The 24,445-nt window shown below is 69.8% G+C and carries 24 protein-coding genes; 15 read left to right on the forward strand and 9 right to left on the reverse strand.

The annotated features are described in order from the left end of the window. Nucleotides 1-60: 60 nt before the first annotated feature. The 3 genes from pheA (at nt 61) to ACFOSH_RS08175 (ending at nt 2,383) form a co-directional block, all read left to right on the forward strand. The gene (gene pheA, locus ACFOSH_RS08165; protein ID WP_378238103.1) at nt 61-969 is read left to right on the forward strand and encodes a prephenate dehydratase; all 909 of its coding nucleotides are present in this window, start codon (nt 61-63) and stop codon (nt 967-969) included. Continuing rightward, on the forward strand, nt 966-1,586 hold the full coding sequence (locus tag ACFOSH_RS08170) for a histidine phosphatase family protein (protein ID WP_378238104.1): 621 nt from the start codon (nt 966-968) through the stop codon (nt 1,584-1,586). Before pheA ends, ACFOSH_RS08170 begins: the two co-directional genes overlap by 4 nt. Nucleotides 1,587-1,732: 146 nt before the next feature. Further along, the gene (locus tag ACFOSH_RS08175) at nt 1,733-2,383 is read left to right on the forward strand and encodes a DUF4232 domain-containing protein (RefSeq protein WP_378238105.1); all 651 of its coding nucleotides are present in this window, start codon (nt 1,733-1,735) and stop codon (nt 2,381-2,383) included. Here ACFOSH_RS08175 and ACFOSH_RS08180 read toward each other — a convergent pair. From ACFOSH_RS08180 to ACFOSH_RS08195, 4 genes are all read right to left on the reverse strand, one after another. After that, nucleotides 2,380-2,814 carry a hypothetical protein gene (locus ACFOSH_RS08180; protein WP_378238106.1) on the reverse strand — a complete coding sequence of 145 codons (435 nt, stop codon included), beginning with the start codon at nt 2,812-2,814 and terminating at the stop codon, nt 2,380-2,382. The genes ACFOSH_RS08175 and ACFOSH_RS08180 overlap by 4 nt on opposite strands. A gap of 64 nt (nt 2,815-2,878) precedes the next feature. Then, a complete protein-coding gene (locus ACFOSH_RS08185) occupies nt 2,879-4,141 on the reverse strand; it encodes an MFS transporter (RefSeq protein ID WP_378238107.1) in 1,263 nt (420 codons plus the stop codon). A gap of 216 nt (nt 4,142-4,357) precedes the next feature. Then, nucleotides 4,358-4,708, reverse strand: coding sequence for a metallopeptidase family protein (locus ACFOSH_RS08190; RefSeq protein WP_007030570.1), 351 nt, complete (start codon nt 4,706-4,708; stop codon nt 4,358-4,360). A 4-nt stretch (nt 4,709-4,712) separates the two neighbouring features. Continuing rightward, nucleotides 4,713-5,723: a septum formation family protein gene (locus ACFOSH_RS08195; RefSeq protein WP_378238108.1), complete on the reverse strand. Its 1,011-nt coding sequence runs from the start codon at nt 5,721-5,723 to the stop codon at nt 4,713-4,715. Between the two features lie 94 nt (nt 5,724-5,817). Here ACFOSH_RS08195 and ACFOSH_RS08200 point away from each other — a divergent pair, with 94 nt between their 5' ends. From ACFOSH_RS08200 to ACFOSH_RS08215, 4 genes are read left to right on the forward strand one after another with little or no spacing between them, the layout of a single operon-like run. Beyond that, entirely contained in the window at nt 5,818-6,429 is a 612-nt protein-coding gene (locus tag ACFOSH_RS08200; protein ID WP_378238109.1) for a hypothetical protein, read from the forward strand. Further along, nucleotides 6,430-7,596 carry a glutathionylspermidine synthase family protein gene (locus ACFOSH_RS08205; RefSeq protein ID WP_378238110.1) on the forward strand — a complete coding sequence of 389 codons (1,167 nt, stop codon included), beginning with the start codon at nt 6,430-6,432 and terminating at the stop codon, nt 7,594-7,596. Nucleotides 7,597-7,652: 56 nt separating this feature from the next. Continuing rightward, entirely contained in the window at nt 7,653-8,105 is a 453-nt protein-coding gene (locus ACFOSH_RS08210; RefSeq protein ID WP_378238112.1) for a DUF350 domain-containing protein, read from the forward strand. Nucleotides 8,106-8,160: 55 nt separating this feature from the next. Then, nucleotides 8,161-9,066 carry a haloalkane dehalogenase gene (locus tag ACFOSH_RS08215; protein ID WP_378238113.1) on the forward strand — a complete coding sequence of 302 codons (906 nt, stop codon included), beginning with the start codon at nt 8,161-8,163 and terminating at the stop codon, nt 9,064-9,066. 60 nt (nt 9,067-9,126) lie between these two features. Here the strand turns inward: ACFOSH_RS08215 and ACFOSH_RS08220 are convergent, their stop codons facing one another. Then, nucleotides 9,127-10,410 carry an aspartate aminotransferase family protein gene (locus tag ACFOSH_RS08220; RefSeq protein ID WP_378238114.1) on the reverse strand — a complete coding sequence of 428 codons (1,284 nt, stop codon included), beginning with the start codon at nt 10,408-10,410 and terminating at the stop codon, nt 9,127-9,129. A 166-nt stretch (nt 10,411-10,576) separates the two neighbouring features. Between ACFOSH_RS08220 and serS the strand changes: the two genes are divergently transcribed. After that, a complete protein-coding gene (gene serS / locus ACFOSH_RS08225; RefSeq protein WP_378238115.1) occupies nt 10,577-11,845 on the forward strand; it encodes a serine--tRNA ligase in 1,269 nt (422 codons plus the stop codon). A gap of 299 nt (nt 11,846-12,144) precedes the next feature. Next, nucleotides 12,145-13,137, forward strand: coding sequence for a DUF3558 family protein (locus ACFOSH_RS08230; protein ID WP_378238116.1), 993 nt, complete (start codon nt 12,145-12,147; stop codon nt 13,135-13,137). Here the strand turns inward: ACFOSH_RS08230 and lhgO are convergent. Next, on the reverse strand, nt 13,134-14,318 hold the full coding sequence (lhgO, locus tag ACFOSH_RS08235) for an L-2-hydroxyglutarate oxidase (RefSeq protein ID WP_378238117.1): 1,185 nt from the start codon (nt 14,316-14,318) through the stop codon (nt 13,134-13,136). The genes ACFOSH_RS08230 and lhgO overlap by 4 nt on opposite strands. 80 nt (nt 14,319-14,398) lie before the next feature. Between lhgO and ACFOSH_RS08240 the strand changes: the two genes are divergently transcribed. After that, nucleotides 14,399-14,995 (forward strand): TetR/AcrR family transcriptional regulator, encoded by a 597-nt coding sequence (locus tag ACFOSH_RS08240; RefSeq protein WP_378238119.1) that lies wholly within the window; start codon nt 14,399-14,401, stop codon nt 14,993-14,995. After that, a complete protein-coding gene (locus tag ACFOSH_RS08245; RefSeq protein WP_378238120.1) occupies nt 14,992-15,480 on the forward strand; it encodes a nuclear transport factor 2 family protein in 489 nt (162 codons plus the stop codon). Before ACFOSH_RS08240 ends, ACFOSH_RS08245 begins: the two co-directional genes overlap by 4 nt. 4 nt (nt 15,481-15,484) lie before the next feature. On the opposite strand, the gene ACFOSH_RS08250 is transcribed toward ACFOSH_RS08245, so the two are convergent. Together ACFOSH_RS08250 and ACFOSH_RS08255 are read right to left on the reverse strand one after the other, a co-directional pair. Beyond that, on the reverse strand, nt 15,485-17,032 hold the full coding sequence (locus tag ACFOSH_RS08250; RefSeq protein WP_378238121.1) for an MFS transporter: 1,548 nt from the start codon (nt 17,030-17,032) through the stop codon (nt 15,485-15,487). Then, nucleotides 17,029-18,126 (reverse strand): C45 family autoproteolytic acyltransferase/hydolase, encoded by a 1,098-nt coding sequence (locus ACFOSH_RS08255; protein ID WP_378238122.1) that lies wholly within the window; start codon nt 18,124-18,126, stop codon nt 17,029-17,031. Before ACFOSH_RS08255 ends, ACFOSH_RS08250 begins: the two co-directional genes overlap by 4 nt. 122 nt (nt 18,127-18,248) lie before the next feature. Between ACFOSH_RS08255 and ACFOSH_RS08260 the strand changes: the two genes are divergently transcribed. Both ACFOSH_RS08260 and ACFOSH_RS08265 read left to right on the forward strand, forming a co-directional pair. Next, complete coding sequence (locus ACFOSH_RS08260) at nt 18,249-18,467, forward strand: hypothetical protein (protein ID WP_378238123.1); 219 nt, start codon at nt 18,249-18,251, stop codon at nt 18,465-18,467. Further along, nucleotides 18,464-19,159 (forward strand): hypothetical protein, encoded by a 696-nt coding sequence (locus ACFOSH_RS08265; RefSeq protein ID WP_378238124.1) that lies wholly within the window; start codon nt 18,464-18,466, stop codon nt 19,157-19,159. The genes ACFOSH_RS08260 and ACFOSH_RS08265 overlap by 4 nt, the downstream gene beginning before the upstream one ends. Here ACFOSH_RS08265 and ACFOSH_RS08270 read toward each other — a convergent pair. Beyond that, nucleotides 19,129-22,254, reverse strand: a complete 3,126-nt coding sequence (locus ACFOSH_RS08270; RefSeq protein ID WP_378238125.1) for a BTAD domain-containing putative transcriptional regulator — start codon at nt 22,252-22,254, stop codon at nt 19,129-19,131. The genes ACFOSH_RS08265 and ACFOSH_RS08270 overlap by 31 nt on opposite strands. Nucleotides 22,255-22,364: 110 nt before the next feature. Between ACFOSH_RS08270 and ACFOSH_RS08275 the strand changes: the two genes are divergently transcribed. Together ACFOSH_RS08275 and ACFOSH_RS08280 are read left to right on the forward strand one after the other, a co-directional pair. Continuing rightward, nucleotides 22,365-23,495, forward strand: coding sequence for a DegT/DnrJ/EryC1/StrS family aminotransferase (locus ACFOSH_RS08275; RefSeq protein ID WP_378238126.1), 1,131 nt, complete (start codon nt 22,365-22,367; stop codon nt 23,493-23,495). Nucleotides 23,496-23,502: 7 nt separating this feature from the next. Then, nucleotides 23,503-24,432 (forward strand): NAD-dependent epimerase/dehydratase family protein, encoded by a 930-nt coding sequence (locus ACFOSH_RS08280; RefSeq protein WP_378238127.1) that lies wholly within the window; start codon nt 23,503-23,505, stop codon nt 24,430-24,432. Nucleotides 24,433-24,445: the final 13 nt, after the last annotated feature.

A 24,445-nucleotide genomic window follows, 5' to 3' on the forward strand; every position in this document is an offset into this window, starting at 1 on the left:
GGTGCGCGTACCGGCTGTCCGAGTGAAAGTCACCACCCGCGGCGTGCGTAATCTGGCGGGGTGTCACGGATCGCCTACTTCGGCCCCCAGGGAACCTTCACCGAACAGGCCGCGCGGCGGCTCGCCCCCGGCGAGGAGCTGATCCCCGCCGAGACCATCCCGGCGGCACTGGCCGCGGTGCGCTCGGGCGCGGCCGACGCGGCCTGCGTCCCGATCGAGAACTCCGTGGAGGGCGCTGTCACGGCCACCCTCGACAGCCTGAGCGAGGCCGAGCCGCTCATCGCGGTGGCGGAGGTGCTGCTGCCGGTCCACTTCAGCGTGCTGACCCGGCCGGGCACGACCGAGATCCGCACGGTGGCGAGCCATCCGCACGCGCTGGCGCAGGTCCGGCACTGGGTCGAGGCGAACCTGCCCGGCGCGCGTCCGGTCGCGACGTCGTCGACCGCCGCGGCCGCGGTCGCGGTCGACGCGGGTGACTTCGACGCCGCCGTCACCGCGCCGGTCGCCGCCGAGCACTACCCGCTGGAGGTGCTGGCCACCGAGGTCGCCGACGTCCGCGACGCCAAGACCCGGTTCCTGCTGGTCCGCGCGCCCGGTGAGCTGCCGGAGCCGACCGGGGCCGACCGCACGTCGATCGTCGCCGCCGCGACGAACCGGACCGGGGCCCTGGCGGAACTGCTCACCGAACTGGCCGTCCGCGGGATCAACCTGACCAAACTGGACGCCCGCCCGACCAGGAACAACTTCGGCGAGTACCGCTTCTTCCTCGACTTCGAGGGCCACGTGACCGAGCCCCGGATCGGCGACGTGCTGGCCGCGTTGCGCCGCCGGTGCCGCAACGTGCGGTTCCTCGGCTCCCACCCGCGCGCGGACAACGGCACGACCGAGATCGAGCCCGGCGCCGCCAACGAGGATTTCACCGACGCGATCGCCTGGGTCGAGTCGGTACGGAAGGGAGCTCAGGCGTGAAACTTCTCCTCGTCCGCCACGGCCAGACCGACGGCAACGTGCGGGGCGCGCTCGACACCGCGCTGCCCGGCCCGCCGCTCACCGAACTGGGCCGGGAGCAGGCCCAGGACCTCGCGACGCGGCTCGACGGCGAGCCGATCGTCGCGGTCTATGCCTCGCAGGCCGTCCGCGCCCAGCAGACGGCCGCGCCGCTGGCCGCCAAGTTCGGCGTCGACGTCCAGGTCGTCGACGGCGTGCACGAGGTCGCCGCCGGTGACCTCGAAGGCAAGACCGACAAGGACTCGATCACGACGTACATGAGCGTCGTGCGCCGGTGGACGCTCGGCGAGCTCGACCCGCCGATTCCCGGCGGCGAGACCGGCGCGCAGGTTCGCGCCCGGATGCTCGACGCGGTCGCGCGATTGCGCGCCAAGCACGAGCAGGCCGACCCCGACGGCACGGTCGTCCTGGTGAGCCACGGCGGCGCGATCCGGCTGGGCGGCGAATGGCTCGCCGGGAACGTGACAGCCGAGGTCGCCAACCAGGGCCTCATCCCGAACACCGGTGTCGTGGAACTCGTCGCGACCCCGGCCGGCTGGACCTGCCTCACCTGGGCGGAAGTCCCCGTCGAACGCTGACCAGGGACGTTTGCCTTCGCTCCCGCCGGGGTATGCACCCCACAAGATCGATTAACACCTTGTGGGGAATTAACCGGGAGAGCGCAACCCGCGCCGTGGACAACACGTCTACTTCAGTAGTGGGTCACCCGGCTACAGGGAGGCGAATGACCATGGTTCGTTCGAAGATGATCTCCATCGGCGGTCTCGTCGCGGGCACCGCCGGGCTCCTGCTGTTCAGCGCCTGCGGCTCGGAGAGCGCACCCGTCGCGCAGAGCCAGTCCGTGCCGCCGTCCAGTTCGGCGCCGGACACCTCGGCGGCGCCCAGTGCGAGCTCGTCGAGCCCGGCACCGGCCTCGCAGCCCGCTCAGGCACCCGCCCCGGCGCCGAAGAACGACGGGCTCTGCAAGGCGGGCGACGTCAAGCTGTCCGTCGGGGGCGGTGACGCCGCCGCGGGCACGGTGTACCGGCAGCTCGTCATCACCAACACGAGCGGGCACCCGTGCACCGTCCAGGGCTTCCCCGGCGTCTCCTACGTGACCGGTGCCGATGGCCACCAGGTCGGCGAGGCCGCGTTCCGCGACGGTGACAAGGGCGGGCCGGTCCAGCTGAACAACGGCGAGCGCGCGATCGCCGACCTCGGCTTCGTGAACGTCCGCAACTACGACGAGGCGGCCTGCAAGCCGACCGAGACCCGGGGGCTGCGGGTGTACCTGCCGCAGGAGACGGCGTCGAACTTCGTGGCGGTACAGGGACTCGGCTGCGCGGGGAAGATCCCGGGCAACCAGCTGACCGTGAAGACGCTCCACAAGGGCTAGAGCTGGGTGCAGAGCTGTTCGGCCTGCGCCAGATGCCGCTGACCGGCGATCTCGTTGAAGTGCAGGCTGAACACCATCCGGCTGACGCCGTCGATGTGTTCGGCCAGCGGCCGGTAGGTGTCGCTGGCGGCGGCCGCCGCGGCGGAGAGTTCGCGCGCGGCCGTCATCCGGTGCAGGATCTCGGGGGCCAGGACGGCCACGGTCCGGTCGCCGGGGGAGTCGGTGGTGTCCGGGATCGTGCCGACCCTGGCCAGCGCGGAGCACGCGTCTTGCGCGTCTTCGAGCGCCCCCGCGTTGACGCCCGAGAGCGCCCACAGCATGCCGATCACGCCGCCGCCGATGACGAACCCGGCGACGGCGGTGACCACTTGCGGACGTCTGGAAGGTTCTGTCGTCCCCACGCCGGCCTCCGGCACCAGTGTCTGCTGCATCGCGGACCTCTCCCGTCACCAGCTGGGCGGTGATGGGCTATTCCAGCACCAAAGGCCCTCGTTTTCACTGGTCTTGGTGGAGAACCCGCACCTCCGTGGCCGATTCGTCATCGAAGGCACCTCGCCGTAACGAGACGAACGCGAAACCGGCAACGCCGAACAGCAGGAGCCCGGACGTCAGGAACGTCCGGGCCGGGGAACCGAGGGTGTGGGTGAGGACCCCGCCGAGTAGCGCCCCGATCGGGATCGCCCCCCAGACGACGGTGCGCCACACGCCGAGGACCCGGCCGAGCAGTTCGCCGGGGACGAGCTTGTGCCGCGCCGTCCCCAGCACGATGTTCACCGCGACGACGGCCGCCGCGAACAGGCCGAACAGTGCCGCGCCCGCCACCGGCGAGTTCGTCAGGCCCATGCCGGTGAACGCCACGCCGGAGCAGGCGGTGCCCGCGATGAGCACCGCGCGCCGACTGGACGCTTTCACCAGCCGCGGAGCAACCCCTGCGCCCAGCAGGCCCCCGATGCCGCCGACGAACGCGAAGAGCCCGAAGGCCGCTTCGCTGAGGCGCAGGTAGTCGATCGCGTACAGCACCAGCTGTGCCTGCGCGAGCTCGCTGATCAGGCTGATCAGCCCGGCGACGACGACCAGGCGCAGCACCAGCCGGTTGTGCTTCAACCAGCGGAAACCCTCCGCCAGCTCGGCACGGAGGTCGGTGCGGGTGCTCTTCTCGGCGGCTTTCGGCCGGTAGCTCCCGGCGAGGCCGATCAGCACGGCCGCCGCGATCGCGAAGCCGACCGAGTTGAGCAGGAACGGGAACGTCGCGAAGAGCGCGAAGGTGGCGCTGCCGACCGGCCCGCCGAGGAAGGTCTGACCGACGATCTCGCAGGCCTGGAGCTTGCTGTTCGCGCTGTCGAGCGAACCCTCGCCGACGACGGCCGGGATGAGCACGTTCGCGGCGCTGTCGGCGACCACTTCCGCGACGCCGATGAGCAGGGCGGCGGCGTAGACCATCCAGATCGTCACCCCGCCCGCCGCGACCAGGGCGGCCGTCCCGCCGACGACGACCGCGCGGGCGATGTTCGCGAAGATCATCGCGCGCCGCCGGTCGATCCGGTCCAAGAGCGCGCCCGCCGGGAGCGCGAACAGCAGCCACGGCAGGAACTGGGTCGCCGAAAGACCGGCGATGAGCAGCGGGTCGCGGGTCAGGGTGACCGCGAGCAGCGGGAACGCGACCTTGCCGATCCCGTCGCCGAGATTCGACGCCGCGCTGGACGCGAGCAGCCAGCGCAACCGCCGGTCACCCCGCCCGTGCACCGTCGACTCGGCCATGCACCGCCTCCCCAGGCATTCGCCGGCGGCGGCCGGCGACAACGTGTCGAAAAAGTTTAGCGGGGCTGTCGCCCAAAGTGGTGGGGTTGTTACAGCCAGTTAAGAATCCGGAGGATTCGTAGTGCTCAACGCACAAAAATCACCGACTGTGCCGCCTTCGGCGCGGAATCCGCCGGGACGGGAGCAAGGGACCTTTGCTATCGCCTGTCCGGCGGCTCAGCCCCAGCCGAGTTCGTGCAGCCGCGCGTCGTCGATGCCGAAATGGTGGCCGACCTCGTGGACCACCGTGATCAGCACCTCCTCGACGACGTCTTCCTCGGTGTCGCACATCTGCAGCAGCGGCCGCCGGTAGATCGAGATCCGGTCCGGCAGCACCCCGCCGTACTCGTGAGTCCGTTCCGTCAGCGCGACACCGTGGTAGAGCCCGAGGATCGTGGGCGACTCCTCGTTGAACTCCTCGACGAGGACCACGACGTTGTCCATGGCGTCCGCGAATTCGGGCGGGAGCTCGTCCAGCGCCTCCGAAACCAGCTCTTCGAAGCGCTGCTGGGTCATCTCGACGGGCACGGGATCACCCACCGGTCTTCGGAGCCGAGGAGGACGCCGGCGGGCCGCCGCCGTCCGAGGGCGGGGCGTCGCCGTTGCCACCGCCGTTGCCGACCTTGACGCTCCCGGTGACCGGCGCGAGCCCCTTGTTGTCCGGCAGGACCGCCGCCACCTTGCAGTTCACCAGCGTCGACCCGGCGTCCCAGCTCTCCTGCTCGCGGACGTCCCAGCTGCCGATGAGCTTCTTCGCCGCCAGGTCCGCGTTGCCGGTGTACTCCTGCGCGGCCGTCGAGCACTCGGTGTCCAGCCAGGTGTTCTGCTGCTCCTGCGACGGGTAGCCGTCCTTGAACTTCGTCTTGAGGTCGAGCGTCGCGATCATCTCGTACGAATGCGGCTGGGCGCAGTCGACGGGGTCGCCGAAGCTGTTGTTGAGCAGCGCGAGGCAGGTGCCCGGCTCCCATACCGCCGACTGGTTCTGCTCCTTCGCCGGGCCCTTGGTCGGCTGCAGTTTGCCGCCCTGACCTGCCCATTGCAGCCCGCACCGCAGCTGCCTGTCGCCGTCTTCCCACTGCGCGGGCGTCGGCCGGAGCAGGTTCATGCTCAGCTTGCCGTAGGGATCCAGCGTGCGGCCGAGGTACGGCTTGACGTCGACGGTGCAGCGTGACCGGGAGATCTCCTGCCACTGCTCCAGATTCGGGCTCGGCACCCCGGCGGGGTACTGCGCGCCGATGTCGACGATGCTGGTGACCTCGAACAAGTGGGACTCCGCGCACGACACGCGCTTCGCGTCGTTGGCGTCCGGGTTGTTCCAGGTCAGGCAGGTGCCTGGGGGAGACTGGAACGCTTCGACCGCGGCGGGCGACAGTTTGGGGGCGCCGCCGCCCGCACCGCCCTCCGGGCCGACGTTCCACGAGAAAGCCACACTCAGCGAAAGCGCGATGATCGCGCCCACGAACACACCGGCCATGACGAGCCGGGTGCGCAGGGTGCTCAGCGCGTTTCGCGGATCACGGAACCGCTCGGCCTGTTGAGACATCCACTCCATGATGCCCGCGCCGCACGTAAGGTGCGCGTACCGGGTGGTTAGTGTTGGACACGGGTTCGGGCCGGCGGGCGATTACGGAGCTTCGATGACGCAGGATGACAACCAGGGGGCACAGACGCCTCAGGAGCCGCCCAAGCGCGGTTCCATGCGCTTTCAGGACGGCAGCACGCAGGCGCGGCAACCGTCGTTGGCCGAGCAGCGGGCACGGCAGCAGGCGCTGGCGGAGCAGGAGCGCCAGGAGGTGCTCGACGCCGAAGCGGCTCGCGCCGCCGAGAAGAAGTCTTCGACCAAGAAGAAGCTCCTGATCGGCACGGGTGTGACCGTCGGGCTGGTCGGCTTGATCGCGACGTTCTACACCGTCGCGAAGCCGGAAGAGGTCACGGCGGTCTGCGCCGCCAAAGACACCGACATCATCAACGACGACCAGAACTGCGACGAGAGATACGTGACGTCGCACGGCGGCCACGTCAGTGGCGGCTTCTTCTTCATGCCGATCGTCGGTGGCGGCTTCAACAGCTACCGCTACAACTACGGCGGTTCCGGCGCGATCGGGCAGCGGGTCTCCGGCGGCTCGTACACCGCGCCGTCGAACGCGAACGTCAGCACCAAATCGGGCAAGTCCGTCCAGCGCGGCGGGTTCGGCATCAGCGGCAAGAGCGGTACCTCCGGCGGTACCGGCAAGAGCGGGGGCTCGTAGTTGTATCGGGATTCCAAGCCGCCCCGGCGGGACTGGCAGAACATCGTCGAGGAACAGGGCCTGGTCTTCGGCACCCCCGCCCGTGACGGCGCCGGCAAGTCGAGGCCGTACTGGGACGAGTCGGTCCACTACGTCTTCGACATGGACGAGATCCTGTCCGTCGAGGCGGACGTCGAACTGCTGCACTCGATGTGCCTCGAAGCGGTCGACAATGTGATCACGACCGAGCAGTACCACCGCTTCGGCATCCCCGAGTGGGTCTGGCCGCATATCGCGGAGTCGTGGAAGCGGCAGGATCCGCACGTCTACGGCCGGTTCGACCTGCGCTACGACGGCAAGAGCCCGGCGAAGCTGCTCGAATACAACGCCGACACCCCGACCTCGCTGCTCGAGGCCGCGGTGCTGCAGTGGCACTGGAAGACCGCGGTCTTCCCCGAGGACGACCAGTGGAACTCGATCCACGAGAAGCTGGTCGAGCGCTGGGGCGAGCTCGCGGACAAGCTGCCTTCGAACGAGCTGCACTTCACCTGGTCGTCCGCCGATCCGTCCGGTGAGGACCACGTGACGACGGCGTACCTGCAGGAGACCGCGGCCGAGGCCGGGCTCGACACCGTCGGCCTGTCGATCGAGGAGATCGGCTGGGACCCGGTGCTCAAGCGGTTCGTCGACCTCGAAGAGTCGCAGATGGCGACAGTGGTGAAGCTCTACCCGTGGGAATGGGTGGTCGACGAGGAGTTCGGCCGCTTCGCCGTCGAGACCATGCCGCGCACGCTGTGGGTCGAGCCGCTGTGGAAGATGATCCTCTCCAACAAGACGCTGCTCGCGATCCTGTGGGAGAACTACCCGGGGCACCCGAACCTGTTGCCCGCCTTCGCCGACGACCCCGGTCTGCTGACCGAGTACGTCCGCAAGCCGAAACTCGGCCGCGAGGGCGCGAACGTGCAGATCGTCGCCACCGGGTACGAGACGCAGACCGACGGTGTCTACGGCGCGGAAGGGTACGTCTACCAGGCGTTCGACCCGCTGCCGGAGTTCCAGGGGTACCGGCCCGCGCTGGGTGCGTGGATCGTCGGGGACCAGGCCGCCGGCCTCGGGATCCGGGAGACCGCGGGACTCGTCACAGACGACGGTGCGGCGTTCGTCCCGCACCGCATCGTCGAGTCGTGATAGAAGCAACCGCACAAACCTGACATTCTCGACCGGTATCTCTCTGGGAGCACCCTGTGACGACCACCCTTGCGCTGTCCGACACGTTCGGCTCCGACCTCGTGCGAGGGATCGGCGCGATCCTCCTGTACGGCGTCGTCGGCCTGCTGATGATGTTCGCCGGGTTCTGGGCCATCGACTGGACCACGCCCGGCAAGCTGTCCCAGCTGGTCACCCGAGGCCTGCCGAACGCGGTCATCGTCACCGCTTCGGGCCTGCTGTCGATGGCGTTCATCATCGTCGTGGCGATCGCGAACTCCGCCAGCGACCTGACCGAGGGGCTCATCACCTCGCTGGTCTACGGCCTGCTCGGCATCATCGTGCAGGTGCTCGCGGTCCGGCTGCTGGAGTGGGCGACCCGCATCGACATCCGCTCGACCATCGAAAGCGACAAGTTCGCCCCGGCCAGCGTCGTGGTGGCCTCCGCGCACCTGGCCCTCGGCCTGATCGTCGCCGTCGCCATTTCGTGATCTTCTGACATCCTGAAACCGGCATAGGCGCACGATTCCCACTAACGTGGGAGCCGTGCGCCTTTTAAGGACACCGGACGACCGGTTCTCGGACCTGCCCGATTTTGACTTCGAACCGCGCTACGCGGAACTCGTCGACCTCCACGGCGGCGTGATCAGAGTGGGTTACGTGGAGGCCGGACCCGAGGACGGGCCACCCGTCCTCCTGCTGCACGGCGAGCCGACCTGGTCCTACCTCTACCGCAAGGTCATCCCGGTGCTCGCCGACGCCGGACTGCGCGCCATCGCGCCGGACCTGGTCGGCTTCGGCCGCTCCGACAAACCCGGCGACATGGTCGACCACACCTACCAGCGGCACGTCGAGTGGATGCGCGCGTTCGCCTTCGACGTGCTCGACCTGACCGACGTCACCCTGGTCGGCCAGGACTGGGGCGGCCTGATCGGCCTGCGCCTGGTCGCCGAGAACCCCGACCGGTTCGCCCGGGTCGTCGCGGCCAACACCGGCCTCCCGACCGGCGACACCGACATGCCGGAGATGTGGCACAAGTTCCGCGACACCATGGAGAACGCGCAGGTCATCGACGTCGGGCGGTTCGTCCAGTCGGGCTGCCAGACCCGGCTGTCCGAGGAGGTCCGCGCCGCCTACGACGCGCCCTTCCCGAACGAGATGTACAAGGCCGCGCCGCGCGCGATGCCGTCGCTCGTGCCGATCACCCCGGACGATCCGGCCTCGGCCGCCAACCGGGCCGCGCTGAAGGTGCTTTCGGAACTGGACAAGCCGTTCCTGGTCTCGTTCTCCGACGGCGACCCGATCACCGCGCCGTGGGGCCTCGAACTGCGGGGTTCGATGCGCGGCGCCCGCGAACTCGAGCATCCGACGATCACCGGCGCCGGTCACTTCCTGCAGGAGGACGCCGGTGTGCGGCTGGGCGAGGTCATCGCGCGCTTCGCGACGTCCTGAGTGCTATGAAAGGTCCTTTCCTTGCAAAATTTGCAAGGAAAGGACCTTTCATAGCGTTCGTCAGGAGATGGCGGCCAGCGCGTCCACGACGATTCCCAGGCCCTCCGCCGCCTCGGCGGCGGTGAGCGTCATCGGCGGCGCGATCCGCAGCACGTTGCCGTGCAGCCCGCCCTTGCCGATCAGCAGCCCGCGCGCCTTGGTCTCTTCCATCATCCGCGCCGCGGCCGCCGTGTTCGGCTCCATGCCGCCCGGCTTCACCAGCTCGACGCCGATCATCAGGCCCTTGCCGCGGACGTCCCCGAGCAGCGGGTTCCCCGTCGCGCGCAGGCCGTCGAGCAGCTCGGTGCCCCGCGCGAGCGCGTTGGCCTGCAGGTCGTGGTCGGCGATGTGGTCGAGTACCGCGGCCGCGCCCGCCATCGCGACCGGGTTGCCGCCGAAGGTCGAGATCGAGTTCGCGGCCAGGCAGTCGACCAGGTCGCCGCGGGCGACGAGGCCGCCGATCGCGAGGCCGTTGCCGAGGCCCTTCGCGAAGGTCATCGCGTCGGGGACGACGTCGTGCGCCTGGATCCCCCAGTAGTGCTCCCCGGTCCGTCCCCAGCCGGTCTGCACCTCGTCGGAGATGAACAGGATCCCGTACTGGTCGAGGACCTCCTTCATCGCCTTGAACAGGCCGTCCGGCGGTGAGCTGAACCCGCCGACGCCCTGGATCGGCTCGGCGATCATGCAGGCGACGTCGCCCGAAGTGCCCGTCTCCAGCACGTCGACCAGGTCCGCGACGCACGCGTCGATGTACTCCGTGTCCGAAAGCGCCCGGAACGGGCTGCGGTACCGGTAGCCGCCGTGCACGTAGCTCACCTTGACCGGGCTGAGCGACGACGCCGACCAGCCGCGGTTGCCCGTGACACCGACCGTCGCGAACGACCGCCCGTGGTACGAGTTCCGCATCGCCAGCACCTGGTTGCTGCGCCGGTACTGGGTGGCGAGCATCAGCGCGGTGTCGTTGGCTTCGGTCCCGGAGTTGGTGAAGAACACCTTCGCGTCCGGGATGCCGGAGAGCTTCGCGATCCGCTCGGCCAGTTCGACCTGCGAACGGATCAGGTACAGCGTCGAGGTGTGCAGGATCCCGGTGTCGAGCTGTTTGCGCACGGCGTCGCTGATCGCCGAGACGTCGTAGCCCATCGAGTTCGTCAGGATGCCCGCGAAGAAGTCGAGGTAGCTCCGCCCGGTCGAGTCGATGACCCGGCGGTCCTGCGCGTGCACGATCTCGATCGGCTCGTCGTAGTAGAGCGCCAGCCAGGACGGGAGCACCGCCTTGTGCCGTGCCAGCAGGTCCGCATCGGTCATCGGGTTTCTCCGTCCGCAGCAGGAGATTTCAGTATGGGGACGGCCCGAAACGGGCGACAACGATCAGACTGTCGGGTTCTCCGCGGCGGCCCGCACAGTGTGTACGCGAGGGTTACCGGGAAACTGCCTCGAAGTGCGTGAAGGCCACGGACTACCCTCGGCACTCGTGATTGACCCCAGGACTCTGCGCGATGACCCGGACGTCGTGCGCGCTTCGCAGCGCGCCCGTGGCGAGGACGAAGGAGTGGTCGACAAGCTGCTCTCTCTCGACTCCCGACGCCGGTCTTCGATCGCCGCCGCCAACACGTTGCGCGCCGAGCAGAAGTCGCTGGGCAAGCTCGTCCCGAAGGCGCAGGGCGAAGAACGCGCCGCGCTGCTCGCCAAGGCGAAGGACCTCGCCGCCCAGGTCAAGGCCGCCGAGGTCGAGCAGACCGAGGCGTCGGAGGAGTTCGACCAGCTGCACCGCGTGGTGCCGAACCTGGTCCACCCCGAAGCGCCCGAAGGCGGCGAGGACGACTACGTCGTGCTCAAGCACGTCGGCGACCCGAAGAAGTTCGACTTCGAGCCGAAGGACCACCTCGAACTCTGCGAGGGCCTCGGCGCGCTCGACATGGAGCGCGGCGCGAAGGTCTCGGGCTCGCGGTTCTACTTCCTCACCGGCATCGGTGCCCAGCTGCAACTCGGCCTGCTGAACATGGCGATCGCACAGGCGACCGCGAACGGCTTCACCCCGATGATCACGCCGACCCTGGTCCGGCCGGAGATCATGGCGGGCACCGGTTTCCTCGGCGCGCACTCGTCGGAGGTCTACCGGCTGCGCGACGACGACCTGTACCTCGTCGGCACCTCCGAGGTCCCGCTCGCCGGCTACCACGCCGACGAGATCCTCGACCTGCGCAAGGGCGCGAAGCGCTACGCGGGCTGGTCGTCCTGCTACCGCCGCGAGGCCGGTTCGTACGGCAAGGACACCCGCGGCATCATCCGCGTCCACCAGTTCGACAAGGTCGAGATGTTCGTCTACACGCGTCCCGAGGACGCCGAAGCCGAGCACGCGCGCCTGCTGGACTGGGAAGAGCAGATGCTCGCCAAGATCGAGGTCCCGTACCGGGTGATCGACACCGCCACCGGCGACCTCGGCACGTCGGCGTACCGGAAGTTCGACTGCGAGGCGTGGGTGCCGTCGCAGGACACCTACCGCGAGCTGACTTCGACGTCGAACTGCACGACGTTCCAGGCCCGCCGCCTCGGCATCCGCTACCGCGACGACGACGGCCGCCCGCAGACCGTCGCCACGCTGAACGGCACGCTCGCCACCACCAGGTGGATCGTCGCGATCCTGGAGAACCACCAGCTCGAAGACGGCTCCGTCCGGGTCCCGGAAGCGCTTCGTCCCTTCCTCGGCGGAACCGAGGTGCTCACGCCGACATCGAAGTAGGGTCCGCGTCGAGGAGGGACCCCGCATGAACCGCCGCAGCACCCCGATCACCGCGCCCTTCGCGGCGGTCCTCGTGCTCGGAACACGCCGACGCGCCGGCCCTCAAGCTGCCCGGTATCGAGACCGTGGAAGGACTCCGACGGCACCCCCGAGGAGACCGACAGCGGCCACTGGGACGACCAGGCGAAGGCCTGTGACCTGCTGCGGGCCGCGCTGCCGACGGTGAGCGCGGCGCTGCCCGCCGGTTCGTGAACGGCGGCCGCGCACAAGTAGTGTGCGAGCCGATGAGGAGGGGACGCATGCGGTTTCGGAATTCGCTCGCGCTCGGGCTGGCGGTGCTGACACTCGGCGGCTGCACGTCGACGATCGGCGGTACGGCCTCGCCGGTGCCCGGACAGGGACCGGTGATCACGAAGGCCGAGCCGTGCAAGCTGATCTCGCAGGAGCAGGCTGAAGCCCTGGGGGTCACCTACCCCGGGAAGGAGCGCCCGGCGGACAAGGCGCGGAAGATCCCCGGGACCTGCCGGTATCCGGAGCTGGACGACGCGCCTCAAGGGGTCGCGCTCGAGGTCTCGCAAAGTTTCGACCTCTCCCAGGCCGACTACTCCAACGGCGCCGTCCCGGGGGAGAAGTTCGGCATCGGCGGCTTCACCTGGACCAGGTACGCGACCATCCTCGGCCCGAGCTACTGCTCGCTGATCACCGAGCTGGACCCGAAGACCTTCGTCGAGATCACGAGTGACGCCCCCGGCGACGACAACAGCAAGGCCTGCGACATGGCGAAGGCCGCGGCTCCCGCTGTCGCCTCCCACCTGCCGGGGGGACAGCCGAGCCCGCCGCTCACCCCGCCCCCTGGCCAGAAGCCGATCGAAGCCTCCGGGCCGCTCGTGGCGGTCGATCCGTGCTCCCTGCTCAAGCCGGACCAGGTGACGCCGCTCAACCTCGCGGCCGCGCGGCCGATGAACGGTTCGTCGAACGATCCCAAGAACGGCTGCCAGTGGGACGACACCGACGGCGACAAGGGCAAGAAGGCGCTCGACCTGTGGGTCTACACGGCGACGAAACTCGAGGACGTTCCCGGTCTCGAAGGCACCCCTGTCGAGCAGGTGGTGGCGGGCAAGAAGTGGGTCGTCTACTCGAGCCCGGACAGCCCGATCTGCGTCGCGATGCTGCCGGTCACGGAGACCTCCTCGGTCAAGCTCGACACCGGTGACCTCAGCGACAACGCCAAGGCCTGCGAGATCCCGCAAGCCGTGATGCCGCTCGTGACAGCGAACCTGCCCGCGTCTTAAGCGCTCACCTCGTCGGCGATGTGCTTCGCGATCTCCAGCGCGCTGGTCGCCGCCGGCGAGGGCGCGTTGAGGACGTGCACCTGGTTCGGCGCGGTCTCGATCAGGAAGTCGTCGACGAGTGAGCCGTCCGGGCGCAGCGCCTGCGCCCGGACCCCGGAGCCGTGCCGCACGATGTCGTCCTCGGTGACGGCGGGCACGAGCCGGGCCAGGCTTTCGGCGAAGCGGCGGCGGGAGAACGACCGGCGGACCTCGCCGAGCCCGGTCGGATACGCGTACTTGCGCGCGAGCCGCCAGACACCGGGGAAGCGGGCGACCTCGGCGAGGTCCTTCGCGGAGACGTCGCGCCAGGTGTAGCCCTCGCGGCGCAGCGCGAGCACGGCGTTGGGGCCGGCGTGCACGCTGCCGTCGAGCATGCGGGTCAGGTGCACGCCGAGGAACGGCAGCGACGCGTCCGGGACCGGGTAGATCAGGCCGCGCACCAGATGGCGGCGTTCGGGCTTCAGTTCGTAGTACTCGCCGCGGAACGGCACGATCCGCGCGCTCGGGGTGAGCCCGGCGAGCCGGGCGACGCGGTCCGCGTGCAGGCCCGCGCAGTTGACGAGCGCGTCCGCGTGGATCACGTCGTCGCCGGTCGCCACCTCGACGCCGCCGGTGCGGCCCTGGCGGATCCCCAGCGCGGGCGTGCCGAGGCGCAGGTCGGCGTCGGACTCGTCGAGCAGCCGCACCAGCGCGGTGCAGACGGCGGGGAAGTCGATGATGCCGGTGGACTCCACGCGCAGCGCGGCCACGCAGGAGACTTCGGGTTCGTACTCGCGGGCTTCGCTCGGGGTGATCAGCTTGGCCGGGACGCCGTTGGCTTCGGCCCGTTCGGCGAGCACCTTCAGTGCCGGAAGCTCCGCTTCGGAGGTGGCGACGACCAGTTTGCCGCACACCTGGACCGGCACCCCGTACTGCCGCGCGAAGTCCACAATGGACCGATTGCCCGCGGTGGACATCCTCGCCTTGAAGGAACCCGGCTTGTAGTAGAGCCCCGCGTGCACGACGTTCGAGTTGTGCCCGGTCTGGTGGGCCGCCCAGTGGTCCTCCTTTTCGAGCACCGTGACGTCCAGACCTCGTTTGGTCAGTTCCCAGGCTGTGGCGAGACCGACGATCCCGCCCCCGATGACTACGACTGTGCGCACGATCGACCAGGTTACCCGGACCGCTACCTGACAGGTGTCAGGTTAACTGGTAGCGTACCTGACCGATGTCAGGTAAACGGTTGAGCAAGGACGAGCGCCGGGAGCTGATCCTGGCCGCGGCGGCGCGGGTGTTCGCCGCGTCCGGGTACGACGCGGCCGGGATGCGCGAGGTCGCGACGGCGGCCGGGATCAGCACACCCGTGCTCTACGACCATTTCCCGTCCAAGGCGCGGTTGTACGCCGGCCTGCTGGAGTCCGAAGTGGACAGTCTGCTGGCGGGCTGGGAAGGGCTGCCGCCGTCGGAGACCGCGGAGGAGCTGTTGCGGGCCAGGGTGGCGGCGATCTTCGCCTGGATGGAGACGAACGAACGCGGCTGGCGGATGATCTTCGCCGAGACGCCGTCCGACGAGGGCGTCGCCGAGGTGCACCGGCGCGGGCAGGCCAGGGCCACCGGACAGCTGACCGAGGTGTTCGCACAGGTCCCCGGCCTGGCGTTGACCGCGGACCTGCCGCGCGACCGCGCGAACGAAGCGCTCGCCGAAGCGGCGAAAAGCGCACTGAACGCCATCGCCACCTGGTGGTGGAGCAACCGCGACATCCCGCGGGACCAAGTCGTCGCGCTCACGACGGATCTGTTGTGGCGCGGTCTGGGGAACCTGATCCAGGAGGACACATGAGCATCGACACCACCGAGCGGTACCGCCGGGCCCTCGAGACCAAGGACGTCGAACTCGCGCTGAGCGCCTTCGCGCCGGACGCGGTCGTCCACTCGCCGCTGACCAGCCGGGTCCGGTTCACCGGGCACGCGGAACTCAAGCCGCTGCTGGAAGTCGCCTACACGCATCTGCGCGACGTGCGGTTCCACACCGACACCGGCGACGCGTCGACACGCGTCGTCGTCTACAGCGCGCGCATCGGCGACGAGGAGCTCGAAGAGGCGGCGGTGCTGAAGCTCGGCGAGGACGGGCTCATCACCGAGGTGACGCTGTTCGTGCGGCCGCTGCCCGGCATCGTCACGCTGATGAACGCCTTCGGCCCGGACATCGCGCGCCGCAACGGCCGCACCTTCGCGGCCCGGCTGCTGTCGGTGGCCACGAAACCGCTGCTGGCCATGGTGCGGTCGGGTGACAAGCGGGCGGTCCCGTTGGCCGGACCCCGATGACACTTCACGCCGCCGCAGCGACCGGTGTAGCAGGCGAAGTCTCTTCAGGGTCTTCAAGCACCTTCGGGACTCCGCGCAGCGTGAACAGCGCGCTCACCGCCAGCAGCGCCATCAACCCGGCCGAGCACAGCATCGTCAGCCGCAACCCGTCGACGAACGCCATCTTCGCCGTGGCGAGGACCACAGCTCCCTGCTCGGGCGGCAGCTGCGCCGCGACCTGGACAGCGCCGCCGAGCGTGTCCGAGATCGCCCCGGCGGCCTCCGGCGGCACGCCCGCCGGGATGACGAGTTCGCTCCGGTACAGCGCGCCGAGCACGCTGCCGAGCACAGCGATCCCCAGCGCCCCGCCGAGTTCGGTCGCCGTCTCGGAGATCGCCGACGCCGCGCCCGCCCTGGCCTTCGGCACGACGCCGAGCACCGTGTCCGTCGCGACGGCGAGGATGAGCGACAGCCCGACCCCGAAGACGATCATCGCCAACAGCAGATCCGAGTAGACGATCGTCACACCGACACCTGAATACAGCGCGAACCCGACAGCCGACAGCGCGCAGCCCAGCGCGATGGTGACAGCCCGCCCGAGGGCCTTGATCGCCAGCGGCGCGAGGACGCCGCCGAGGATCGCGCCGCCCATCCCCGGCAGTCCGGCGAGCCCGGATTTCAGTGGCGACCAGCCCGCCACCAGCTGCAGGTACTGCGCGAACATCAGCGACACCGCGAGCTGCGCGAACATCGCCAGGATGGTGGTCCCGACGGTCGCCGAGAACGCCCGCTGCGCGAACAGCTTCAGATCCATCAGCGGTTCGGCCAGTCGCGGCTGCCGCAGGACGAACGCCAGCAGGCAGCCGAGCCCGAGCACCGCAGCGAGAGCGATGTCCCAGTGCCCCCAGCCCTGGTACGCGACTTCCTTGATCGTGTAGACGATCCCGACCATGCCGGCGATCGACAGCAGCACACTGGGCACGTCGATCCGGTGGGAAACCGGGTTCTTCGACTCGGGCAGGATCAGCGCGCCGGCGATCACCATGACCACCACCACCGGCACGTTGACCAGGAACACCGAACCCCACCAGAAGTGGTCGAGCAGGAAACCGCCGACGAGCGGCCCCATGCCGAAACCGAGGATCGTCAGCCCGCTGGACACCCCGATCACGGCCGCGCGTTCCTTGCCGGTGAACACGTTCCGCACGATCGACAGCGTCGACGGCATCAGCGTCGCGGCGGCGATCCCGAGCAGCGCGCGGGCGGCGATCAGCAGTTCCGCCGTCGGCGCGTACGCCGTGATCACCGAAGCGACGCCGAACAGCGACGCCCCGATCAGCAGCAGTTTCTTCCGGCCGACGCGATCGCCGATGTTCCCCATCGTGATCAGCAGCCCGGCGAGCGCGAAGCCGTACGCGTCGGCGATCCACAGCAGCTCCGTCGTCGACGGGTGCATCTGCTCCGAAAGCGACGGCAGCACCAGGTGCAGCACGGTCAGGTCGATCGCGATCAGCAGTTGTGCCAGTACGCAGACCGCGACGGTGCCGATCTTGCGGCCCTTGCCGATGGTCACCGCGCCACGCCGAAGGTGAGTTCCGGCGAGTGTCGCGCGGCGCCGTTTTCAGCGTCGCCGAGGTAGAACCGCGTGCTCATGGTGCGGGCCGCCGGGTCGAGGACGGTGCGCCACAACGTCCGCCACGGCGCGCCCGGCTCGATCGCGACGGACACCGCGTCGAGCGCGTCGCGCGGTCCGGCCTCCGCCTCCTTGGTGAGGGTGCGCAGCCGCTGGTAGGTGAGCATGGTCTCCGGCGTGTCCTCCGGCAGCGCGTCGATGTCCGGGTAACGGTGCAGCGGATGGTTCGTGACGCACAGCGGCCCGTCGGCGACCTCGACGAAGTACTCGATGTCGTGCGCGCCGCGCTCGTAGACGAAGCCGCGGCCGGAGGCGTCGGCGACGATGTAGTGACAGGGCGCGCCGTGCGCGTACTGCTTGGCGAGCATCAGCGCTTCCTTGGCTTCGTCGACGTTTTCGCAGGTGTCCAGCAGGTACCGGCAGACCTGGGGTACCGAGAGTCCCGCCTGCGGCCCGGGGTCGTGCTCCAGCGGTGTGGCCGCTTCGAGGTCGGCCATCAGCAGCGCGACGACGAGCCCGGCCTCGTTGACACCCTCCATCGCACCGTCCACTGTGGACATCGAAAGCGACGTCGAGGCGAGGCCGTCGTCGGGGATCGTGGTCAGGACGTAGGGCCGTGACGCCATCGGCACGGTCCCGTCGTCGACGGGTTCCGCGCCCGCCATCACCGCGCCGAGCTGGGTCCAGCTCAAGGTGAAGAAGTCGTAGTTCCGGCCGAGCGTGCTCCCGGTCCACAGCGCCGAACAGCCCGATCCGGCGGGCAGGGCGGAGGCGTTGTCGAAGGAGACAGCCGCGTCGGCCGGGAGCCCGTACGCCTCGGCGAACCCGGCCGTGCGTTCGGCGTACTGCGGCCAGTTCCGCGCGAACCAGGTGCGCCGCGCCCTGGCGGCGAGCGGGTCGATCGACGGCGGCGTCCAGTCCGAGCGCGTCTTCGTTTCGGCGCCGAGGGCGTGGCCGATCTCGGCCTGGGTGCCGCGCAGTGTCAGGTGCCGCACGGCCAGGAAGTCTTCGGGAGATCCCGCGAGGTAGGTCATGCCGGGAAGCGTGTCCACCGCCGCTGACCGTCCGCGCACCACGCGCTGACGGCTTGTCATCCGAATGTCATGTGCCCCGCGCGAAAGTGTTCTCACCACGGCAAACGACAAGCGAGGGAACCATGCTGAGCAACAAGGTGTACATGATCGCCGGGGGCGTGCTGTGCGTCCTCTTCGTCGCGCTCGCGATGGCCGAGTTCTCCACCGGCTACCCCGAGGACGGCCTGCAGGACCTGTTCTACGCCGTCCTGAGCGCCGGCGCCGGCACGCTGCTGTACGTCCTGGACCGCCGTCAGCGCGAGCGCCGCGCGGCCGCCTCGGCACAGCGTGACGCCCGATGAGGAACATCGACGGCGGTTTCCTCGCCGCGCCGGACCAGGCCGCGCTCGACCGCCGGGAACGGGAGGCGCGCAAGGGCAAGGGCGCGCTGCTCCTGACCGTCGCGGGCGGGTTCGTCGCGCTGATCGCCGGCTACAACGTCCTCGTCGACTTCTCCCCGGTCTCGCTGGTGGTGACTTTGATCGCGCTGGCCGTCGCGGTCGGCGGCGGTGTGCTGACCAAGCACCTGATGCGCGCCGTGCGGTTCCGGGTGCACAAGCCGAACGCGGGCCTCGTCGGCGCCGCGAAGCTGACCGGGCTCCTGGTGGCCTTCTTCGGGATCGCCGCCCTGCTCGGTTCGATCGAGGCGCCCGGCCCGCTGCGGATCGTCCTGATCGCCGGCGGCGTCGGCACCATCGCCTACGTGCGGTCGCTGCACGACCAGCGGTGGGTGCTCTTCGAACTGGACGCGGTGGGCGTCCGTGTCGAGCGGACGGTCGTGCCCTGGCGTGACGTCACCCGGCTCACCACCGACCCGGTCGGCCCCGGCATGACCCGGCTCGGCGCGGTCGGAGTCAACGCGGAACCGCTGTACGTCGCGGTTCAGGACAGCGAACTCGACCCGCGTCTCCTGGCCGAGGCCGTCGGCCGCTTCGCGCCGCAGGGCATCCAGCTGACCCGCGCTCAGGGCTTTCTGGGCAACCCGGCCAGTTGAGCGGCGCCGCGGACGCCGAGCCCTCGGCGGTAGGCCCGGTCGAAGCCGTCGCCGAGCCGCTTCCGCGCGGACGTCCGGAGCAGGGCGGCGTCCAGATCGACGGCGAACGGGGTGCCCCGGATGGTCACCGCGGCGCCGATCAGGAGCGCCGCCCGCTCGGGGTCGTCGCGGCGCAGCGCGACCCCGGCGAGGCCTTCGACGGCGCAGGCCACGGTGGTGCTGTCGTGCCACTGGTCCGCCGAAAGGAGCGCCTGCCGGTGCAGTTCCTCACCTTCGTCGACGTGACCTTCGGCGGCCGCGACCCAGCCCAGCGAGATCATCGCCCCGGCGCGGACCCCTTCGGCCGCGAACGAACCGCCGGGGCATTCCGCGAGCGCGAGTTCGCTCAGCGCGCGGGCCGAGGGCAGGTCGCCTTCGTGCCTGGCGAGGAAGGCGAGCCCGATGTATCCGCACGCCCGGCTTTCCGGCATCCCCGAACGGCGCGCGATCTCGACGGCGAGTTCGAAATCGGCCCGTGCCCCCGCCGCGTCGCCGTGCAGCAGCTTGCTTCCCCCGCGACGGCACAGAAGATCCGCGTTGTCGTCGGATGCGCCGAGTTCCCGCATCAACCGGAGCGCTTCGGTCATCATCTCGAGGGCTTCGGTCTGGCGGTCCGTCCAGACCAGGATCTGTGACAGGTGATCGAGGGCCATCGAAAGGCCCCAGCGCTCCCCGAGCTTGCGGAACGCCTCGGCCCCCAGACGCAGAAACCTTTCCGCCGTTTCGAGTTCGCCTCGCATCAGCGCACGGAGCCCGTAACCGGTCGGCGTGAGCGCGAGACTCCAGGCGTCGCTGTGCGCCATCAGGGCCTGACCGCGTCTCAGCAGCTCATCGCCGTCACCGGGCGGGCCGGCCACGACCCCCATCAACAGCAGCAGCGCCGGGTTCCGGGGTGCCTTGGCCAGATCAAGCACGAAGTCGTGCACCGCGGGCATGTGCCTGTCGAGCGCTTCGTGGCCGCGGAGTCCCGCGGCGGCGTTGAGCACGGAGAGCTGGTACTCCTCTTCGAGGTCGTCCGGCGGCCGAGGGCCGAGGTTCTTGACCACTTCCAGGCTCAGCGTCGCGCCCTCGAACCGGCGCCCGCGCATCCACCAGTACGTCACCAGTGACGCCGAAAGCCGAAGCGCGATCCGTACGTCGGCTTCGGCGGCCCAGCGCAAAGCGGCCAGGAGATCGTCGTAAGCGGCGTCGAGACGGTCGAGCCAGACCAGCTGGTCCCCGGTGCGCAGAAGCGGATCGGCCTCCTCGACGAGCTCGAGGAAGTGCTCCGCGTGCGTACGCCGCAGATGCTCGGCTTCGCCCGCTTCGGCGAGCTTCTCGGCGAAGAAGGCTCGGATGGTTTCGAGCATTCGATACCGATCGCCACCGCGTTCGACCAGCGATCTGTCCACAAGGGACGGAAGCAGCTCCGCGGTGTCCGTGACGGCGCAGACCGCTTCGGCGTCGGCGAGGGTCGTGCCGCCCGCGAAGACGGTCAGCCGCCTGCCGAGCAGGCGTTCGTCCTCTTCCAGGAGATCCCAGCTCCATTCGACGACCCCGCGCAGCGTGCGATGCCTGCTCTCGGCGACCCGGCTGCCCCGCGAAAGCAGCTTGAAACGGTCGTCCAACCGGGCGGCGATCTCGCCGACCGGCAGCGTCCGCACCCGCGCGGCGGCGAGCTCGATGGCCAGCGGCAGCCCGTCGAGCGCGGCGCAGACACGCTGGACGTCGCCCGCCGTGCTGTCGTCGACGGCGAAGCCCGGATCGCTGGCCCGCGCGCGGTCGGCGAACAGCCGGACGGCGGCGAACTCCAGCGACCGGGCGGCCGGTGTGCCCGGCGGTGGCACGGCGAGCCGCGGCACGGGGGAGACGGCCTCGCCGGTGATCCCCAGCGGTTCCCTGCTGGTGGCCAGTACACGCAGCGCCGCGGCCGCGCCGAGCAGCCGGGCGACCAGCTTCGCGGCGGCCTCGACCAGATGCTCGCAGTTGTCGAGCACGAGCAGCACCGCCCGGTCGGCCAGCGCGTCGATCAGCCGCTCCAGCGGCGCGTTCTCCACGGTGGCCGTCCCGAGCGGGACCGTCCGCAGGCCGAGCGCTGTCAGCACGGCGTGGGCGACGTCGGCGTTCTCGCTGTAGGGCGCGAGTTCGACGAAGACCGCCGGAAGGTCCGACGCGGTGGCGGTCTCGACGGCCAGCCGCGTCTTGCCCGCTCCGCCGGGGCCGGTCAGCGTCACCAGCCGCGAGCGGTCCAGCTGACCGAGTACGTGCCGAAGGTCGCCTTCGCGGCCGATGAAGCTGGTGAGCTGCGCGGGGAGCGGCACCGTCGTGGTCTTGACTGGCGGCGTCTCGCCGCGAAGCACGGCCAGATGCGCGGCGGCGAGGTCCGGCCCGGGGTCGGCGCCGAGTTCGTCGGCCAGGACGCGCCGGGCGTCCTCGAACGCGGTGAGCGCGTCGGCCTGACGTCCGGCGGCGTGCAGCGCGCGGATCAGCAGCGCGCGTGGCCGTTCCCGCAGCGGCTGGTCATCGATGACCTCGCGAAGCCCGGCGAGGACGTCTTCGTGCCTTCCCAGCTTGAGTTCGGCCTCGGCACGGTCTTCGATCGCCGACGTCTTCAGCTCGTTCAGCCTCGTGACCTGCGGATCGCGGAACGGCGCGTCGGTGATGTCCGCGAACGCCGGGCCACGCCAGAGACCGAGAGCGTCGCGAAGCAGTTCAGCCGCCTTCGCGGCGTCTCCCGCGGCGAGAGTGCGACGGCCTTCGGCGGCGAGCCGCTCGAAGCGGTGCACGTCGACGTCGCCGGGGTCCACGGCCAGCCGGTAGCCCGCCGGGCTGAACTCGACGGGCGCGAGGTCCTTCAGCGCCCCGCGCAGCCGCGAGACCTGCGATTGCAGCGCGTTCGCCACCCCTTCGGGCGGCTGCTCGCCGTAGAGGCCGTCGATGAGCCGCTCCGCCGGGACGACCCGGCCCGCCTCCAGCGCGAGCAGCGCGAACAGCGTCCGGACCCGGGGCCCGCCGACTCCGACGGTGGTGCCGTCCTCGCGGCGCACCTCCGTCGCCCCCAAGACGCCGAATCGCATGAGGGCAAGCCTAACGGTGTCCGGGTGCTGACCTGGGTGGATCCAGCCCGCCCGAGAACCGCCGAATGGCGTCTATACACTTCGCCGGGTCCCCACGCAATGGGAGAGGTATGTCTACGCAGGAACCTGTGGTCCTCGGTCAGCCGACCGTCGGAGACGAAGAACTCGCCGCCGTGGCGGAGGTGTTCCGGTCCGGCTGGCTGGCCGGCGCCGGCCCCGCGTGCCGTCGTTTCGAGGAACGCTTCGCGAAGACCGTCGGCACCGCGCACGCCCTGACCACCAGCAACTGTGGGTCGGCACTCTTCCTCGGGCTCCGTGTGCTCGGCGTGAAGCCGGGCGACGAGGTCATCGTCGGCGACTACACCTTCCCCGCCACCGGCCACGCCGTGCTCCAGGCGGGCGCGACACCGGTGTTCGCGGACATCCGCCCGGACGTCTGGAGCGCCGACCCGGCGTCGATCGAAGCCCTGATCACCCCGCGCACCGTCGGCATCCTCGCCGTCGACGTCGCCGGGCAGCCGGGCGACTTCGACGAGTACCGCGCCATCGCCGACAAGCACGGCCTGTGGCTCTTCGAGGACGCCGCCTGCGCTGCTGGCGCGACCTACAAGACCCGCCCGGCAGGCAGCCTCGCCGACCTGGCCGCATTCTCCTTCCACGGCCGCAAGGGCATCACCGCGGGCGAAGGCGGCGCGCTGGTCTCGGACCGCGAAGACCTCATGGCGCACGCGCGCAAGCTGCACACCTACGGCATCGAGCCCGCCATCACCCGCGAGGGTTCCGGCGCGCTGCCGATCCCGGAGTTCCACGAGCTGGGCTACAACTTCCGGCTCTCGGACGTGCAGGCCGCGATCATGAACGTGCAGCTGGACCGCCTCCCGGACCTGCTCTCGGCCCGCCGTTCGGTGGCCAAGCGCTACCACGAGGCGTTCGAGAACCTGTCCGGTCTCGACGTCCCGGTGGAACTGCCGGACCGCGAACACCCGTGGCAGGCCTACATCCTCACCGTGGCCCCGGAGATCGACCGCGACGCGCTCGCGCTGCGGATCCGCGAGCAGGGCGTGCAGTGCAACTTCGGCACCTACTCCTCGCACCTGCAGCCCATCTACGGCAAGAAGCAGACCTTGCCGGTATCGGCGGACCTCTTCGCCCGTCATCTCGCCATCCCGATGCACGCCAACCTCACCGATGCCCAGGTCGACCGGGTCATCGGGACCGTCAGCGCCGCACTGCCGAGCTAGGAGAGAAATGCCCGACAAGAAGGTCTTCTTCACCGGGGGCGGCGGTTTCATCGCCGCGCACGTCATCCCGATGCTGATCGAGGGTGGCTACACCGTCCGCGTCTTCGACAACATGACCCGCGGCGACCGCGCCCGGATCAACGAGTTCGTCGCCACCGGCAAGGTCGAACTGGTCGAGAAGGACGTCCGCTACGGCGGCGCCGTGCGTGAAGCCATGCGCGGCTGCACGCACGTCATCCACTTCGCGACCGTGTCGATCAACAAGTCGGTCGCGGACCCGCACGAGTCGATCGACATCAACATGGTCGGCAACCACAACGTCTTCGCCGCCGCGGCGGACGAGGGTGTCGAGCGGGTCGTGTTCGCCTCGACCGCGTCCGTCTACGGCGAACCGAAGCGGCTGCCGATGCACGAGGACGACGAGCTCAAGCCGCTCACGCCGTACTGCATCTCGAAGCGCGCGGGCGAGGACATGCTCGGCTTCTACGAGCGCACCAAGGGCCTGTCCTGGAACGCGCTGCGGTTCTTCAACGTGTACGGCCCCGGCCAGAAGATCGAGGCCTACTACACGTCGGTGATCAACCACTTCATCCAGCGCCTGCGCGCCGGCCAGCCGCCGATCATCGACGGCCGCGGCGACCAGTCGATGGACTTCGTGCACGTCACGGACCTGGCCCGCTCGGTGGTCGCGGCACTCGAATCGGAGCAATCGAACGTGCCGATCAACATCGGCACCGGGATCGACACCTCGATCGCGACGCTGGCGAAGATCCTCATCGACGCAGTCGGCGTCAACGTCGAGCCGCTGTTCAACGAGCGCGACGTGCTGGTCTCGCGCCGGGCCGCCGACATCACACGTGCCCGCGAGGTCCTCGGCTGGGAGCCGAAGATCTCCGTGGAAGAGGGCATGCACGAACTGGTGAAGGCTTCGGAGTGAGTGCCGGGCCAGG

It is taken from the genome of Amycolatopsis speibonae, assembly GCF_042647925.1.
In the GTDB taxonomy this organism is placed as follows: Bacteria; Actinomycetota; Actinomycetes; order Mycobacteriales; family Pseudonocardiaceae; genus Amycolatopsis; species Amycolatopsis speibonae.

Coding starts and splice junctions, on each gene's coding strand:
- ACFOSH_RS08185 (WP_378238107.1), bottom strand. CDS start 4,141: ATGGCCGAGTCGACGGTGCACGGGCGGGGTGACCGGCGGTTGCGCTGG.
- ACFOSH_RS08255 (WP_378238122.1), bottom strand. CDS start 18,126: ATGACCTACCTCGCGGGATCTCCCGAAGACTTCCTGGCCGTGCGGCAC.
- ACFOSH_RS08175 (WP_378238105.1), top strand. CDS start 1,733: ATGACCATGGTTCGTTCGAAGATGATCTCCATCGGCGGTCTCGTCGCG.
- ACFOSH_RS08220 (WP_378238114.1), bottom strand. CDS start 10,410: ATGACCGATGCGGACCTGCTGGCACGGCACAAGGCGGTGCTCCCGTCC.
- ACFOSH_RS08180 (WP_378238106.1), bottom strand. CDS start 2,814: ATGCAGCAGACACTGGTGCCGGAGGCCGGCGTGGGGACGACAGAACCT.
- ACFOSH_RS08200 (WP_378238109.1), top strand. CDS start 5,818: ATGACGCAGGATGACAACCAGGGGGCACAGACGCCTCAGGAGCCGCCC.
- ACFOSH_RS08260 (WP_378238123.1), top strand. CDS start 18,249: ATGCTGAGCAACAAGGTGTACATGATCGCCGGGGGCGTGCTGTGCGTC.
- ACFOSH_RS08230 (WP_378238116.1), top strand. CDS start 12,145: ATGCGGTTTCGGAATTCGCTCGCGCTCGGGCTGGCGGTGCTGACACTC.
- ACFOSH_RS08195 (WP_378238108.1), bottom strand. CDS start 5,723: ATGTCTCAACAGGCCGAGCGGTTCCGTGATCCGCGAAACGCGCTGAGC.
- ACFOSH_RS08270 (WP_378238125.1), bottom strand. CDS start 22,254: ATGCGATTCGGCGTCTTGGGGGCGACGGAGGTGCGCCGCGAGGACGGC.
- ACFOSH_RS08275 (WP_378238126.1), top strand. CDS start 22,365: ATGTCTACGCAGGAACCTGTGGTCCTCGGTCAGCCGACCGTCGGAGAC.
- ACFOSH_RS08245 (WP_378238120.1), top strand. CDS start 14,992: ATGAGCATCGACACCACCGAGCGGTACCGCCGGGCCCTCGAGACCAAG.
- ACFOSH_RS08265 (WP_378238124.1), top strand. CDS start 18,464: ATGAGGAACATCGACGGCGGTTTCCTCGCCGCGCCGGACCAGGCCGCG.
- ACFOSH_RS08280 (WP_378238127.1), top strand. CDS start 23,503: ATGCCCGACAAGAAGGTCTTCTTCACCGGGGGCGGCGGTTTCATCGCC.